The sequence below is a fragment of the Neorhizobium sp. 2083 genome (genome assembly GCF_031455615.1).
Lineage (GTDB): Bacteria > Pseudomonadota > Alphaproteobacteria > Rhizobiales > Rhizobiaceae > Neorhizobium.
Window position 1 is genome coordinate 13,444 of sequence record NZ_JAVDTC010000006.1, and the last position, 15,033, is coordinate 28,476.

At 63.3% G+C, this 15,033-nt stretch carries 13 protein-coding genes; all 13 read right to left on the reverse strand.

The features are described from left to right. Positions 1 to 5: 5 nt before the first annotated feature. Positions 6 to 1,013 (reverse strand): ABC transporter ATP-binding protein, encoded by a 1,008-nt coding sequence (locus tag J2X76_RS21965; protein WP_310219422.1) that lies wholly within the window; start codon positions 1,011 to 1,013, stop codon positions 6 to 8. Continuing rightward, complete coding sequence (locus tag J2X76_RS21970) at positions 1,010 to 1,999, reverse strand: ABC transporter ATP-binding protein (RefSeq protein ID WP_310219424.1); 990 nt, start codon at positions 1,997 to 1,999, stop codon at positions 1,010 to 1,012. The genes J2X76_RS21965 and J2X76_RS21970 overlap by 4 nt, the downstream gene beginning before the upstream one ends. After that, positions 1,996 to 2,937, reverse strand: a complete 942-nt coding sequence (locus J2X76_RS21975; RefSeq protein ID WP_310219425.1) for an ABC transporter permease — start codon at positions 2,935 to 2,937, stop codon at positions 1,996 to 1,998. The genes J2X76_RS21970 and J2X76_RS21975 overlap by 4 nt, the downstream gene beginning before the upstream one ends. After that, positions 2,934 to 3,902, reverse strand: a complete 969-nt coding sequence (locus J2X76_RS21980; protein WP_310219881.1) for an ABC transporter permease — start codon at positions 3,900 to 3,902, stop codon at positions 2,934 to 2,936. The genes J2X76_RS21975 and J2X76_RS21980 overlap by 4 nt, the downstream gene beginning before the upstream one ends. A gap of 13 nt (positions 3,903 to 3,915) precedes the next feature. Continuing rightward, entirely contained in the window at positions 3,916 to 5,070 is a 1,155-nt protein-coding gene (gene argE, locus J2X76_RS21985) for an acetylornithine deacetylase (RefSeq protein WP_310219427.1), read from the reverse strand. Continuing rightward, positions 5,070 to 6,674, reverse strand: coding sequence for an ABC transporter substrate-binding protein (locus tag J2X76_RS21990; protein WP_162732159.1), 1,605 nt, complete (start codon positions 6,672 to 6,674; stop codon positions 5,070 to 5,072). The genes argE and J2X76_RS21990 overlap by 1 nt, the downstream gene beginning before the upstream one ends. A gap of 322 nt (positions 6,675 to 6,996) precedes the next feature. Continuing rightward, a complete protein-coding gene (locus J2X76_RS21995) occupies positions 6,997 to 8,958 on the reverse strand; it encodes a 3-hydroxyacyl-CoA dehydrogenase NAD-binding domain-containing protein (RefSeq protein WP_310219428.1) in 1,962 nt (653 codons plus the stop codon). A 7-nt stretch (positions 8,959 to 8,965) separates the two neighbouring features. Next, the gene (locus J2X76_RS22000; RefSeq protein ID WP_112740622.1) at positions 8,966 to 9,361 is read right to left on the reverse strand and encodes a RidA family protein; all 396 of its coding nucleotides are present in this window, start codon (positions 9,359 to 9,361) and stop codon (positions 8,966 to 8,968) included. After that, positions 9,339 to 9,770, reverse strand: coding sequence for a thioesterase family protein (locus tag J2X76_RS22005; RefSeq protein ID WP_310219430.1), 432 nt, complete (start codon positions 9,768 to 9,770; stop codon positions 9,339 to 9,341). Before J2X76_RS22005 ends, J2X76_RS22000 begins: the two co-directional genes overlap by 23 nt. 8 nt (positions 9,771 to 9,778) lie before the next feature. Beyond that, positions 9,779 to 10,954, reverse strand: coding sequence for an acyl-CoA dehydrogenase family protein (locus J2X76_RS22010; RefSeq protein WP_310219432.1), 1,176 nt, complete (start codon positions 10,952 to 10,954; stop codon positions 9,779 to 9,781). Beyond that, positions 10,954 to 11,802, reverse strand: coding sequence for an enoyl-CoA hydratase family protein (locus tag J2X76_RS22015; protein WP_113126925.1), 849 nt, complete (start codon positions 11,800 to 11,802; stop codon positions 10,954 to 10,956). Before J2X76_RS22015 ends, J2X76_RS22010 begins: the two co-directional genes overlap by 1 nt. Beyond that, on the reverse strand, positions 11,799 to 12,596 hold the full coding sequence (locus tag J2X76_RS22020) for an SDR family NAD(P)-dependent oxidoreductase (protein ID WP_310219434.1): 798 nt from the start codon (positions 12,594 to 12,596) through the stop codon (positions 11,799 to 11,801). Before J2X76_RS22020 ends, J2X76_RS22015 begins: the two co-directional genes overlap by 4 nt. 10 nt (positions 12,597 to 12,606) lie before the next feature. Next, positions 12,607 to 14,952, reverse strand: coding sequence for a bifunctional salicylyl-CoA 5-hydroxylase/oxidoreductase (locus J2X76_RS22025; RefSeq protein ID WP_113286479.1), 2,346 nt, complete (start codon positions 14,950 to 14,952; stop codon positions 12,607 to 12,609). Between the last annotated feature and the right edge of the window lie 81 nt (positions 14,953 to 15,033).

Below are 15,033 nucleotides of genomic sequence, written 5' to 3' on the forward strand. Positions count from 1 at the left end.
TGAAATCAGGCGGTCTTGACCTTGGCGGGCGGTGGAAAGACCGAGGCGTTCGAGAGGTCGAGATCGAAATGGCAGCGGAACATGCCGCCGGTCTTGGTTGTCTTCTGCGGCGGCACCGTATTACGACAGATATCCTGCGCAAAGGGGCAGCGGGTATGGAAACGGCAGCCGGACGGCGGAAAGGCGGGATTCGGCAACTCGCCGGCGATCGGATGCAGCGAGCGGTCGCTGGTATCCATGTCCGGTGCCGCGTCGATCAGCAGGCGGGTATAGGGATGGCGCGGCTTGCGGAACAGTTCTTCCGATGTTGCCTCCTCCACCAGTTCGCCGAGATACATGACCCCGATCCGATCGGCCATGATGCGCACGACAGAGAGGTTGTGAGTGATGAACAGGCTGGTGAGGTGGAGGTTCTTCTGCAGGTCGCGCAGCAGGTTGAGGATCTGCGCCTGCACCGAAACATCGAGCGCGGACGTGGGTTCGTCAAGGATCAGGAATTCCGGTTCGCCGGCGAGCGCCCGGGCGATGCAGATGCGCTGCCGCTGGCCGCCCGAAAACTCCTGCGGGTATTTTTCCGCGTCGGCTGCCGAGAGGCCGACCTGAACCAGCAGTTCATCGACGCGGGCGCGGATGGCGGCACGGCCTTGGCGCAGCTTATGAACACGGATCGGTTCGGCGATGATGTCCTCGATCGTCCAGCGGCCGTTGAGCGAGGAATAGGGGTCCTGGAAAATCATCTGCAGGCGCGGCTTGTTGCCTGCGGCATTCGGCGGAAAGTTGATTTCGCCCGATGTCGGCGCCATCAGGCCGGAGACCAGCCGCGCCAGCGTGGACTTGCCGCAGCCGCTTTCGCCGACCAGGCCCATGGTTTCGCCATGGCGAACGGTGAGGCTGACATCGCTGACGGCCCTGGTACCGCCGGCCTCTCCCTTTTTCAGCCGTTCCAGAAGGCTCTGGTTGCGGCGGTAGACCTTGCTGACATGATTGAGGATGAGGAAATCGGAAGCGCTCATGCGGTCACCCTTTCCAGCGGATGGAAACAGGAAAAGGCGGAGCTTTCCGCGTGATAGAGCGGCGGAATGGTGGCGCGGCAATCGCTTTGCGCCTTGAAACAGCGCGGATTGAAGGCGCAGCCGGGCGGAACCGCGCCGAGCCCCGGCATGGCGCCGGGGATCTGGTCGAGCCGCATCTCGCCGGTGGCCGACGGCATCGGCGTCGCGCGGATCAGGCCGCGCGTATAGGGGTGTTTCGGCGCGTTGAAGAGCTCGCCGACCGGGCTGATCTCGGCGACGCGTCCGGCATAAAGCACCGCGACGCGATCGGCCATCTTGGCGATGACGCCGAGATCGTGGGTGATCAGCATCATGCTGACATTGCTTTCCCGGTGCAGGTCGCGCAGCAGTTCGAGGATATGGGCCTGGACGGAGACATCGAGCGCTGTGGTCGGTTCGTCGGCGATAACGAGCATGGGATCGGCGCAGAGCGCCAGTGCGATCACCACCCGCTGCCGCATGCCGCCTGAAAGCTGATGCGGGTAACGCTTGAACTGCACATCCGGATTGGGCAGGCCGACACGGTCGAGCCAATCCCGCGCCTTCTTTTTCGCCTGACTGCCGCTGAGTTTCAAGTGTGCCTGGATGGTGTCGCAGAGCTGCTGGCCAATGGTGATGACCGGGTTGAGGCTGGTCATCGGGTCCTGGAAGACGAAGCCGATCCGGCCGCCGCGCACGCTGCGCATGGCTTTCGGCGAAAGCTGGTCCAGCCGCTCGCCGGCAAGGGTGATGGTACCGCCGGTGCGCTTCAGCGGCGGTACGAGGAGGTCTATGATCGCAGCGCCGGTGATCGACTTGCCGGCGCCGGATTCGCCGACGATGCCGAGCACTTCGCCGGGATTGATGAAAAAGGACACCTTATCCAGTGCGGTGACCAGTCCTCCCTCGCGATTGATGGTGACGGTGAGTTCGCGGACGTCGAGAAGCGGAGCGGTTGATGTGATCATGAGCGGCCCCGCAGGCGCGGATTGTAGACGTCGCGCAGATGGTCGCCGAGGATGTTCACCGACACGACGAAGAGGACAAGCGTCAGGCACGGCCAGACCGAGATCCACCATTCGCCTGATTGCAGGAAGTTGTTGCCGTTGCGGATCAGCGTGCCGAGCGACGGCGAGGTGACCGGGATACCGATGCCGAGGAAACTCAGGGTCGCCTCGGTGATGATGGCGATGCCGAGATTGATGGTGGCGATGACGAGGACCGGCGCCATGACGTTCGGCAGGATATGCAGGACGATGATCGACAGGTTGCTGCGGCCGGTGATGCGGGCAGCCGAGACATAGTCCTGGTCGCGCTCGATCATCACCGAGGAGCGGATGGTGCGGGCATACTGGACCCAGAAGGCGATGCCGATGGACATCACGACGATGGCGATCGCGGTGCCGACACTGCGCTCGGCGCCGAGCACGGCGCGCGCGGCGCCATCGATGATCATCGCCAGCAGCAGGGCGGGATAGGCGAGCTGCACGTCGGCGACGCGCATGATGAAGGCATCCACCTTGCCGCCGACGAAGCCGGCGATCAGCCCGAGGCTGCCGCCGAGGACGAGGCCGATGGTAACCGACAGGAAGCCGACGATGATCGAGGTGCGCATGCCATAGGCCATGGCGGTGATCAGGTTGCGGCCCTGGTCGTCGGTGCCGAGCGGGAAATCGGGAGAGCCGTCCGCCATCCATGCCGGCGGAATGAAGCTGTCCAGCACCGACATGCCGGAGAATTCGAACGGGTTCAGCGAGAACAGCGGCACGACGAAGGCGTAGATCAGCAGCGCGAAGATCACCACGGCGCAGAGAGTGGGGCCGGGCGCCCTGCGCATGGCGCGCAGAAGCTTGCCACCTCTGCTGCGACGCCTGGCGATTGCGGGGGTGTTGACGACAGGCGTCATGATTGCCTCCTCAACACGCGGGCGTCGATCAGCGGATAGAGCAGTTCGACGACCAGATTGATGACCATGAAGACCAGGCCGACGAAGATCAGGTAGATGGCGATGACCGGGATGTCGGCGCCCTGGATCGATTGCAGGAAAAGCGAGCCGAGGCCCGGCCAGGCGAAGACGTTTTCCGTCACCACCGAAAAGGCGATGATATTGCCGAGCTGCAGGCCGAGCATGGTGATGACCGGCAGCAGCGTGTTCTTGATGGCATAGACATACCAGATGCGGGTTTCCGACAGGCCGCGGGCGCGGGCGAAGCGGATGTGTTCGCTCTGGCCGACTTCCATCAGCTGGGTGCGCAGCATGCGGATGATGAAGGCCACCTGGAAGGTGGACAAGGTCGCCGCCGGCAGGAGGATCGCCCGCCAGCCGGAGACGCTCAGAAGCCCTGTCTTCCAGAAACCGAGATCGACCACCGTGCCGCGCCCGAACGAGGGCAGCAGGCCGAGCTGCACCGAAAACACCGCGATCAGCAGGATGCCGACGACGAAATTCGGGAGCGTAATGCCGGCGGTCGAGACCAGCATGATGAAGCGGCCGAACAGCGAATTCGGGTGGACGCCGCAATAGATGCCGGCCGGAACGCCGACCGCGATGGTGATCAGCAGGCTGACGAAGGCGAGCTCGACGGTGGCGGGCAGGCGCTCGGCGATCAGGTTCGCAACCGGATCCTGGGTGCGGTAGGAAAAGCCGAAATCGCCCTGCAGCATGTTGCCGATGAAATGCAGGAAACGCGTCCAAAGGGGCTGGTCGAGGCCGAGCTTGGCGATCAGTTCCAACCGCTCGTTGACGGTCGCATCGGCCGAGAGAAGCGCCGCCAGCGGGTCGCCGATATTGGCGACCAGCAGGAAGGCGATGAAGCTGATCACCAGCAGGACGATAAGCGTCTGCACGATCCGTGACGCGGCGTAATTCAGCACGACAAATTCCTCAGCAGCAGCTATCCCCGAGCTTGTCGAGGAAGGCGGTGCATTTTTCGAGCTCGGAAATGGCGACCGACTCGTCCGGCTGATGCGCATCGGCGATATCGCCCGGACCGATGACGACCGAAGGGACGCCGGCGATCTGGAAAATGCCCGCTTCCGTGCCATAGGAAACATAGCGGGGTTCGCTGCGGCCGAGAAGGCCCAGCAGTTCCGCGTCGAGTGCCGGGTCGTTGTTGGGTTTGAGGCCGGGGATGCTGGCCTGGACATCGAAGACGATGCCGCAGGACGGATCGATCGCCTTCATCGCCGGTTCGAGCTTCTCAGTGGCAAAACGCTTCATGTGGTCCAGCACCTCATAGGTGCTCTGACCGGGGATGAGGCGCATTTCCCAGAAGAACTCGCAGTTTTCCGAGACGATATTGCCGTGCAGGCCGCCTCTGATGACGGTCACCTGGGTCGTCGAATAGGGCGGGTCGAGCCCTTCGAATTGCGGGCCGTTGCGCATGTCCTCGCGGATGCGGTTGATCTCGGCGATCATGTCGCCGGCCACCATGACCGCGTTGACATAGCGGTCTGGTTGCGAGGAATGACCGGGCTTGCCCTTGATGCGGCACCAGCCGATGAGGCCGCCCTTGTGGGCCGCGATCATGTCCATGCTGGTCGCTTCGCCGATCACGGCAAGGCGTGGTTTCAGGTCGCTTTGGCCAACCCATTCGGCCATCGAACCCACGCCGGTGCAGCCGACTTCCTCGTCGTAGGAAAAGGCGAGATGGATCGGCTTCTTGAGGTTCTTCCTGGCGATGCCGGGCACGGCTGCGAGACAGCAGGCGAGAAAGCCCTTCATGTCGGTGGCGCCGCGGCCGATCAGGCGGCCGTTCGCTTCCCTCAGCGTCCAGGGATCGCCGGTCCAGGCCTGGCCTTCGGTCGGCACCACATCCGTGTGGCCGCTGAAGATGATGCCGCCCGGCGCTTCCGGGCCGATCGTGATCAGCACGTTGGCCTTGTCGCCCTCCGGACTTAGAAAACGCCGGACGCGCCCCCCGAAGGGGGCGGTCTGGTCTTCGACATACTGGATCAGCTCCAGGTTCGAAACGGCGCTGACAGTGGGGTATGAAACGAGGCCGGCAAGCTGCCTGGAGATGTCGGACGCAATCGTCATTACTTCACCGTGAAATAACGCAGAGGGTAGGCAAGGTCGGCCGGCTGGACGACGGTGACGTTGTCCTTGACGCCCCAGAGAATGTTCAGCTGGTGAAGCGGGATGAAGGCGACGTCAGCTTTCATGATCTTGAAGGCCTGGGTGATATACCCGGTGCGCTTGGCCTGGTCGGTTTCCTTGCCGATCAGGTCGATCAGCTTGTCGACTTCCGGATTGGAATAACCGCCGATGTTGAAGGCGCCGAGACCGCTCTTGGCGTCGCGGGTGGCGGCGATCGAGGTCAGGAAGATGTGGGCGTCATAGGTGGCCGGCGAATAACCGAGCATCGCCATGCTGGTATTGTATTCCGGCGGGTTGACCTGGGTCGCCCATTTGGCGGTCGGCTGGGCACGCGGATCGACCTTGATATTGATGCGGGCAAGCGAGGCGGCGACGGCAAGGCAGGTCGCCTCGTCGTTCATGAAGCGGTCGCTGGTGCAATCCAGTGTCACGGAGAAACCGTTTTCATAGCCGGCTTCCTTCATCAGCGCCTTGGCCTTGTCGACATCCGGCTTGACCGGTGCGCCGAGCGCCGCATCGAAACCATTGACCTCCTTGCCGATCGGCAGTCCGACCGGGACCGAGAAATTGCGCATGATGCGTTTCTGGATCGCGCCGGTATCGATCGCCAGTTCCATCGCCTGGCGGACCTTCAGCTCCTTGAAGGGGTTCTTGGTCTTTTCGCTGCCGAAGATCAGGCTGTCGCGGGCAACGTCCGGCTGGATGTAGATGGTGCGAAGATCCGGGCCGGCCTGCATGTGCAGTTTCGGATCGTTCTCGATGCGCTCGGCATCCTGCGGCGGCACGCCGTCGATCATGTCGACTTCGCCGGAGATGAGGGCCGAGACGCGGGTCGACGGGTTGGGGATCACGAAGAACGTCGCATTATCGACATTGCCGGTCTTCTTGTCCCACCAGCCCGGGTTCGGTGCAAAGACCGTCTTCACGCCCGGATCGCGTTCCTTGATGACATAGGGGCCGGTGCCCATGGCGTTACGGTTTGCGAAGGTTTCGGTGGCGTTGTTGGCGGCGCCCGGCTGTACCGTGTTGTTCGCTTCGGCCCATTCCTTGTCCATGATGTACCAGTTGGTGATCTGGTTCGGCAGGATCGGGTTGATGGCGCGGGTCTTGATGCGGACCTTGTAGTCGTCGACCTTCTCGATCGAGGCAATCGAATTCAGGTTCGCCTTGATGCCGCCGGCCTGGCCGCGGGTCAGCGAGAAGACCACGTCATCGGCGGTAAAGGCGTTGCCGTTCGAAAATTTCACGTCCTTGCGGAGGCTGAATTCCCAGGTCGTGCCGTCGACCTGTTTCCATTCGGTCGCAAGCGCCCCTTCGATCTTCTGCTCGGCGTTACGGCGCACGAGCGGTTCGTAGACATTGGCAAGGACGGCGAAGATCAGCGTGTTGGAAACCGCATGCGGATCGAGCGTATAGGCATCGAGCGGGCCGGCGAACTTGAAGTCCGCCGCTTCCGCCATGCCGCCAAGCGGGGCGGCCAGGGCAGCCGCGGCGATCGTGCCCAGCAGCATCTTGCGTTTGAATGCGGAAAACGAAAAAGACATCATGATCTCCTAAGCGCGCCACGAGACAGTCGGGATACGGGACAAGGATGCGGCAGATATTTTATGGCTAAAATATCTCGACGGAGTGAGCTCGGAAAGTGTGAGCATGCGGCCGTTCCCTGTCGTTGTTTTTGGTGCCTACTTGCGAGGCTTGGGCAAACAATAGGCGATTTAAGGAAACATGCAAGCATGTTTGATCAAATGAGCGTAACTCTTTTGGGTGGGCAAAACACCGGCGTGCGCAGGCGCTTCCGAAGCGCCAAGCGTGTCGGAACATTGCAGATATTTCAATAGATTAGCTGTAGCCGCCGCCTTGAGGCGGTCAGGTTCCCGCGAACATCGGGCCGCCCTTGTGGGCCGGAAAACCGTAGCCGTTGATCATCACCAGATCGATATCGCTGGCTCGCGCGGCAATTCCTTCCGCCAGCAGCGCCGCACCTTCCCCAGCCATAGCCCCCAGCATTCTTTCGAGAATTTCGTTCTTCGAGAACGCGCGTGGCGCGATGCCCTTTTTGGCGCGGGCAGCTTCTATGATGGCGGTGACCTCCGGATCGATGGTGCGCTTGCCCTCCGGATAGACATACCAGCCACGTCCGGCCTTCTGGCCCAGACGGCCCGCCTCGCAGAGCGTGTCGGCGATCTCGACATAACGCGCCGAAGGATCGCGGGTCGCCGCCTGTCGCTTCCGGCGCGCCCAGGCGATTTCAAGGCCGGCCATATCGTAGACGGCGAACAGGCCCATCGGGAAGCCGTAGTCCTCCAGCGCGGCGTCGATCTCGTGCGGCAGGGCGCCGTCTTCCAGCAGGAATTCGGCCTCGCGGCGATAGGCGGAGAAGATGCGGTTGCCGATGAAGCCTTCGGTGACGCCCGTGACGACCGGCAGTTTTCGCAGTTTCTTGGCAACCGCGAGACCCGTTGCGAGCACATCCGGTGCCGTCTTGGCGCAACGCACGACTTCCAGGAGCCGCATCACATGGGCAGGCGAGAAGAAATGCAGGCCGAGCACCCGTTCCGGGTGGGCGGTCGCGGCGGCGATCTCGTCCGGGTTCAGGTAGCTGGTATTGGTCGCCAGCACCGCATCCGGGCGGATGACCTTGTCGAGGCGCTGGAAGAGGCTGGTCTTGACGGCGAGATCGTCGAACACGGCTTCGACGACGAGATCGCAGGGAGCAAGATCGGGGTCCGTCGCCGTCACGGAAAGCCTTGCCTTCTGGGCTTCGAAGCCGGTCTGATCGAGGCGGCCCGAGGCGACGTTGCGTTCCAGCAGGCCGATGATGCGCTCTTTGCCCTTTTCGGCGGCTTCGGTGGTCTGGTCGAGGCCGATCACCGAATAACCGGCACCAAGGGCCGCAACGGCGATGCCGCTGCCCATCAGGCCCAGGCCGCAGATGCCGATCGTCCTGACCGGACGAGGTTCGACGCCTTCCAGACCTTCGACCTTGGAGGATTCCCGTTCCGCGAAAAAGACATGGCGAAGAGCCGCGGCCTCGCGGCTGTCGCGGAGTGCGAGGAATGTGGCGCGTTCGTCCGCCAAGCCTTCCGCAAAGGGGCGGTTGGACGACGTGACCAGCCGGACCGCTTCGGCCGGCGCCTTCTGGCCGCGTGCCCTGGCAAGGATCCTGGCCGAGGTTTTTTCGATCTCGGCCGCATCGGAGAGCGCGATCGTGAGTTCGCCCGTGCGGCGGAGTGGTTTTCCGGCCAGTGCCGACACTGCGGATGTTGCGGCTTCGACGAGATCGCCTGCGGCCAGTTCATCGACGATCCCGAGTTTCAGGGCTTCCTCGGCCTTCACCGAACGCCCCGACGTGATCAGGTCGAGCGCCGCCGGAATGCCGATCAGCCGTGGCAGGCGTTGCGTGCCGCCGGCGCCGGGTACGATCCCGAGTTTGACTTCGGGCATGCCGACCTGCGCAGCCGGCGCGGCGACGCGAGAGTGGCAGGCAAGTGCGACTTCGAGACCGCCGCCGAGTGCTGCGCCGTTCAGGGCAGCGACGACGGGCTTCGACAGGCCTTCGATCTTCTCGATGACGGAAGGCAAGGTCGGGTCCATGGCCGGCTTGCCGAATTCCTTGATGTCGGCGCCGCCGATAAATGTCTTGCCGGCGCCGGTGACAACGACGCCGGTCACGTCGGCTGCCGTTTCCGCGTGCGCAAGCGCTTTGGCAAGCCCACCGCGGACATCGACGGACGTGGCGTTGACCGGCGGATTGTCGATCGTGACGACCAGAACTCCGTTGCGGGTCGTGGCGGAAACCGTGGCGGAAAATTCGATCGTCTCGTTCATGATAGCCTCAGGCCGGAATGACGGCGGTCGCCTGGATTTCGATCTTGGCGCGGTCTTCCACCAGCGCCACCACCTGCATGGCGGCCATGGCGGGGAAATGCTTGCCGATGATTTCGCGATAGGCCTGGCCGATACCCTTGAGGTTGCCCAGATATTCGGCCTTGTCGGTAAAATACCAGGTCATGGTGGTGATGTGCTCGGGTCCTGCGCCGGCTTCGGCCAGCACGGCGACCACATTCTGCAGCGTCTGCTTCACCTGCCCGACGAAATCGTCGGTTTCGAACTGGCATTGGCCGTTCCAGCCGATCTGCCCGCCGACGAAGATCTGGCGGCCGCTGGCGGCAACGCCGTTGGCGTAACCGATCGGTTTTGCCCAGCCTTCAGGCTGCAGAATCGTGTGCATCATCGTTCTCCAAATGCTGTGTCAGCGCTGCGCGCATATCGTCCGGCCAGGGAAGGGCCTTGTGGGTTTCGTGTGAGGTCGCGACGAGACGCTGCTTCGCCGTCCAGAGCAGCCGGTCGCGGGACCGCACCTCGTATTCGAGATCGGCAGAACTGTTGCCGACCCGGATGACCCTGATGGAGAAATCCATCATGTCGCCGTGGTAACCGGGGCTCTTGAACGCGACGTCCAGAGTTACTGTCGGCACGCCGATCTTGCGGTCGTTGATCATCTCCGGCCATGGCGCGCCGATCGCGCCGAAAAACTCCTCGCAAACCCCGACCATGATGTTCAGGTAAGAGGGGAAATAGGCGATGCCGGAGGGGTCGCAATCTCCGAAGTTCAGGCGGCGGGAGGTCGTGTAAGCCATGATCACCCTCACGCCTTCAAAAGTTCGCGGGCGATGATGAGCTTCTGGACCTCGGTCGCACCTTCGTAGATGCGCAACGCGCGGATCTCGCGGTAAAGGCTCTCGGTGATCTCCCCGCTCTTGACGCCGCGGCCGCCGAAGATCTGCACGGCGCGGTCGATGACGCTTTGCGCATTCTCGGTTGCCACCATCTTGGCCATCGCGGCCTCCTTGGTGGTCGGCAGGCCCTGCACATCGCGGCGCCAGGCGGCGCGGTAGGTGAGGAGCGCGCCGGCATCGATCTCGGCCGCCATGTCGCCGAAGGCTGCCTGGGTGAGCTGCAGGTCGGAAAGGTGGTTGCCGAACATCGGCCGGGCCCTGGCATAGGCAACCGCCTCGTCCAGCGCGCGCTTGGCAAAACCGAGCGCCGCCGCCGCGACGGAGGCGCGAAAGATGTCGAGTGTCCGCATGGCGATCTTGAAGCCTTCGCCGGGTGACCCGAGCAGGCGCGAAGCCGGAATGCGGCAGTTTTCGAAGCGGATCGTCGCCAGCGGATGCGGGGCGATCACGTCGATGCGCTCGGCGATCGAGAAGCCCGGATCGTCGGCGAAGACCACGAAGGCGGAAATGCCGCGCGTGCCGGGCGCTTCGCCGGTACGGACGAAGACCGTGTAGACATCGGCGATGCCGCCATTGGAAATCCAGGTCTTCTCGCCGTCGAGGACGTAGTAGTCACCGTCCTTGCGGGCGGTGCAGGCCATGGCGGCGACGTCCGAGCCGGCTTCCTTTTCCGACAGCGCGAAGGCGGAAATCCATTCGCCGGCCTGTGCTTTCGGCAGAACCGTGCGGCGCAGTTCCTCGGAGCCGGACAGGCCGATCGCGCCGGTGCCGAGGCCCTGCATGGCGAAGGCGAAATCTGCAAGGCCATCATGCCAGGCGAGCGTTTCGCGCGTCAGGCAGGCGGCGCGAGAATCGATCGCCCGGCTACCGCCGGCGCCGGTCGCGGCATCCAGAAGGCCTGCCTGCCCGAGCGCCCTGACGATCGCCCGGCAGGCGCCGTCGGTATCGGAATGGTCGATATGGCTGAGAGCGCCGGAAGCCGCAAAGGCGTCCAGTTTTTCGGCGAGCGCCTTGTGGCTCCCGTCGAAGAACGGCCAGTCGAGGAAATCGCGGGCCGGACCTTTGAGCGTCGTCGGGGCGGCCATCAGTTGCCCTCGAAGACCGGCTTGCGTTTTTCGGCGAAGGCCTCGAAGGCGCGGCGGAAATCCTTGGTGGCCATGCAGATCGCCTGGGCCTGCGCTTCGGATTCGATCATCTCGTCGATGCCCATCGCCCATTCCTGGTTCAGCATGGTCTTGGTCATCGTGTGGGCGAACCACGGCCCATCGGCCAGTGAATGAGCGAGCTTCACGGCTTCGGCTTCCAGAACGTCGCCGGGATGGATGGTGTTGAAGAAGCCCCAGGCTTCGCCTTCGCGGGCGTTCATCGTGCGGCCGGTGAACAGGAGTTCGGCGGCGCGGCCCTGGCCGATGATGCGCGGCAGGATCCCGCAGGCGCCCATGTCGGCGCCGGCGAGGCCGACGCGGGTGAAGAGGAAGGCTGTCTTGGCTTCAGGCGTGGCCAGCCGGATGTCGGAGGCCATGGCGAGGATCGCGCCGGCACCCATGCAGATGCCGTCGACGGCAGCAACAATCGGCTGCGGGCATTTCTTCATGGCCTTGACGACGTCGCCGGTCATGCGGGTGAAGGCCAGGAGATCCGGCATCGCCATGTGCGTCAGCGGCTCGATAATCTCGAAGACGTCGCCGCCGGAGGAGAAATTGCCGCCGGCGCCGGTCAGAACGATCGAGCGGATGTCGGAGGCGTAGACGAGATCGCGGAAAAGGTCCCGCAGTTCCGCATAACTTTCGAAAGTCAACGGATTCTTGCGTTCCGCCCGGTTCAGGCGAATGGTCGCGACACGGCCGTTTTCGCTGACTTCCCAGAGAAAATGCTTCGGCTGATAATCCTTGAACGGGCGGAGATGTCCCGCCATCGATGCCTGTTCGCTCATCCTGCCAATACCTCCCCACCGGCAACCGCGATTGCCTGTCCGTTGATCGATGCAGCACCGGGCGATGCCAGCCACAGAACGGTGTCTGCGACCTCCTCCGGCTTCACCAGCCGCCCCTGCGGATTGCTCTTCGTGAATTCCTTGAGCGCCTGTTCTTCCGTCCGTCCGGTCTTTTCGACGATCGTTTCGATCGAGCGGGCGATCAGCGGCGTATCAGTAAAGCCCGGGCAGACGGCATTGACGGTGATGCCGGTCTTGGCCAGTTCGAGCGCCAGAGAGCGGGTGAGGCCAATGACGCCGTGCTTGGCGGCCACATAGGCCGAGACATAGGCGTAACCGGTCAGCCCCGCGGTCGAGGCGATATTGATGATGCGGGCGCCTGCTCCGAAAGCCTTGAGATCCGGCAGCACGGCCTGGGTCACCAGGAACACGCCGGTGAGATCCACCGTCATGACCCGGTTCCACATCTCCAGCGAGGTCTTTTCGAAAGGCGCGCTCGGGCCTTCGCCGGCATTGTTGACGAGGATATCGACCGGGCCGAAAGCGGAATGCGCCGCCTTCAGGCCGTTGTCGATCGCCATTTTGTCGGTGACGTCGAAACCGTCGGCGACGCAGACCCTATCCTTGCCGAGCTTGTCAGCCAGCGCCTCCAGCGGCTCCGCCCGGCGGCCGGCGAGCGTCACCCGTGCGCCGGCTTCCACCAGCGCCGTCGCGATCGCCGCGCCTATCCCCGAGCCCGCGCCGGTGACGAGGGCGTGGCGGTTGGCAAGCCTGGCGGAGGTCGCTTCGCTCATGACGCGATCCTCATTTCGCCGCCGTCGGGCCGACGGCCGGAGGAGCAATGGCGGCCGCAGCGCGCGCGAGGTTGGTCTCGTATTGCGCCTTGCCGGAATAATACTGTTTTGGCCACGGAATGTTGGTCAGGCCGATCTTTGCCGCTTCGTGCAGAACCCAGGCGGGGTCCGCCAGATGCGGGCGGGCGACGGCGCAGAGATCGGCGCGGCCGGCGGCGATGATCGAGTTGGCATGGTCGGCTTCCGAGATCGCGCCGACGGCGATGGTCGGAATGCCGATCTCGTTGCGGATCTTGTCGGAGAAGGGCGTCTGGAAGAGGCGGCCATAGACCGGCTTTTCTTCCTTCCAGACCTGTCCGGACGAGCAGTCGATCAGGTCGGCGCCGGCATCCTTGAACATCTGCGCGTAGATCGCCGCGTCTTCCGGCGTGTTGCCGCCCTCGAACCAGTCGTGGCAGGAGAGGCGGACGGAGATCGGCTTGTCCGCCGGCCAGACCTCGCGGATCGCCTTGAAGACTTCCAGAGGATAACGCGCGCGGTTCTCGTGGCTGCCGCCATATTCGTCGGTGCGGATATTGGTGAGCGGCGACAGGAAGCTCGACAGAAGATAGCCGTGTGCGCAGTGCAGCTCGAGCCAGTCGGCACCGGCTTCGGCGGCATATTTCGCGGCGCGGACGTGGTCGGCCTTGACCCGGTCCATATCGGCGCGGTCCATCGCCTTTGGAACCTGGCTGGTCTTGAGGTAGGGCAGCGCCGATGCGGAGATCAGATCCCAGCCGCCTTGCTCGACCGGTTGGTCGATGCCTTCCCAGGCGACCTTGGTCGAGCCCTTGCGGCCCGCATGGCCGAGCTGGATACCGACCTTGGCGGCGGAATTGTCGTGCACGAAGGTTACGAAGCGTTTCCACGCAGCGGCCTGCTCGTCGTTCCAGAGACCGAGGCAGCCGGGGGTGATGCGGGCATCCGGCGAGACGCAGGTCATTTCCCCAAACACGAGGCCGGCGCCGCCAAGCGCACGGGAGCCGAGATGGACCAGATGGAAATCGTCGAGCATGCCGTCCTTGGCGGAATACATCGCCATCGGCGACATGACGATGCGGTTCGGCAGATGGGTTTCGCGCAGCGAATAGGGCGTGAACATCGGCGGCAGGGTGCGGCCGTTGCCTGAGACGTCGATGCCGTTTTTCTTTGCGAACCAGCGCTCGTAACCTTCCAGCCACTTGGGATCGCGCAGGCGAAGGTTCTCGTGGCTGATGCGCTGCGAGCGGGTCAGCATCGAATACATGAACTGTTCCGGCTCCAGCGTGTCGGCATAACGCTGTCCGACCACTTCGAACCATTCCATGGCGTTGCGCGCCGCGTTCTGGATGCGGGCGACGTCGACGCGGCGGATTTCCTCGTAGGTTTCGAGGACCGCCGGGATCTTGTCCTTGTCGTGGCCCAGCTTGTTGAACTGGTTGGTGAGCTCGATCGCGTCGTCGATGGCGAGCTTGGTGCCGGAGCCGATCGCGAAATGGGCGGTATGGGCGGCGTCGCCCATCAGCACGACATGCGAATTGCCGTTGAAATGGCTCCATTTGCCGCAGATCAGGCGGTTGAAGTTCAGCCAGGCGGAGCCGCGCAGGTGCCGCGCATTGGTCATCAGCTCGGAGCCTTCGAGCACTTCCGAGAACAGGTCCTGGCAGAAGTCGATCGAGCCCTGCTGGTCCATCTGGCCGAGGCCGTGCTTTTCGTAGGCCTCCTCGGTCGTCTCGACGATGAAGGTCGAGGTCTTGTCGTCGAACTTGTAGATATGCGCCTGGAACCAGCCATGGTCCGTCTTGCGGAAATCGAAGGTGAAGGCGTCGAACAGCTTGTTGGTGCCGAGCCAGATATAACGGTTTGGACGGACCACGAGGTCCGGCTCGAAGACTTCCGGATAACGGTTGCGAATCTTCGAGTTGAAGCCGTCGGAAGCGATGATCAGGTCCGCGTCCGGATAGTCGATATCGCCACTGGAATCGGTCTCGAAAACCAGTTCGACGCCGAGCGCCTCGCAGCGGCGCTGCAGGATGTTGAGGAGTTTCTTGCGGCCGATGCCGACGAAACCGTGGCCGGAGGTGCGCTGGCGCGTGCCCTTGAAGAGCAGCTCGATATCGTCCCAATGGTTGAACGCATCCTCGATCTCGGCGGCGCTTTCCGGATCCCAGGCCTTCATCGAAACCATGGTGGCGTCGGAGAAAACCACGCCCCAGCCGAACGTGTCGTAAGGCTTGTTGCGCTCGATCACGGAGATCGAGTGCTCCGGGTGCTGCTTCTTCATCAGGAGCGCGAAATAGAGACCGGCCGGGCCGCCACCGATACAGACGATGCGCATATCCAAGTCCTCCTGGGGTCAACCGTTCATTATTTTAAGTTTAAAGTATATGGCGTCTGGTCAAACCGTCAAGCGGATAAT

Excerpts from the sequence above, each read along its gene's own strand:
- J2X76_RS21965 (WP_310219422.1), bottom strand. The coding sequence starts at position 1,013 with ATGAGCGCTTCCGATTTCCTCATCCTCAATCATGTCAGCAAGGTCTAC.
- J2X76_RS21970 (WP_310219424.1), bottom strand. The coding sequence starts at position 1,999 with ATGATCACATCAACCGCTCCGCTTCTCGACGTCCGCGAACTCACCGTC.
- J2X76_RS21975 (WP_310219425.1), bottom strand. The coding sequence starts at position 2,937 with ATGACGCCTGTCGTCAACACCCCCGCAATCGCCAGGCGTCGCAGCAGA.
- argE (WP_310219427.1), bottom strand. The coding sequence starts at position 5,070 with ATGACGATTGCGTCCGACATCTCCAGGCAGCTTGCCGGCCTCGTTTCA.
- J2X76_RS21990 (WP_162732159.1), bottom strand. The coding sequence starts at position 6,674 with ATGTCTTTTTCGTTTTCCGCATTCAAACGCAAGATGCTGCTGGGCACG.
- J2X76_RS21995 (WP_310219428.1), bottom strand. The coding sequence starts at position 8,958 with ATGAACGAGACGATCGAATTTTCCGCCACGGTTTCCGCCACGACCCGC.
- J2X76_RS22000 (WP_112740622.1), bottom strand. The coding sequence starts at position 9,361 with ATGCACACGATTCTGCAGCCTGAAGGCTGGGCAAAACCGATCGGTTAC.
- J2X76_RS22005 (WP_310219430.1), bottom strand. The coding sequence starts at position 9,770 with ATGGCTTACACGACCTCCCGCCGCCTGAACTTCGGAGATTGCGACCCC.
- J2X76_RS22010 (WP_310219432.1), bottom strand. The coding sequence starts at position 10,954 with ATGGCCGCCCCGACGACGCTCAAAGGTCCGGCCCGCGATTTCCTCGAC.
- J2X76_RS22015 (WP_113126925.1), bottom strand. The coding sequence starts at position 11,802 with ATGAGCGAACAGGCATCGATGGCGGGACATCTCCGCCCGTTCAAGGAT.
- J2X76_RS22020 (WP_310219434.1), bottom strand. The coding sequence starts at position 12,596 with ATGAGCGAAGCGACCTCCGCCAGGCTTGCCAACCGCCACGCCCTCGTC.
- J2X76_RS22025 (WP_113286479.1), bottom strand. The coding sequence starts at position 14,952 with ATGCGCATCGTCTGTATCGGTGGCGGCCCGGCCGGTCTCTATTTCGCG.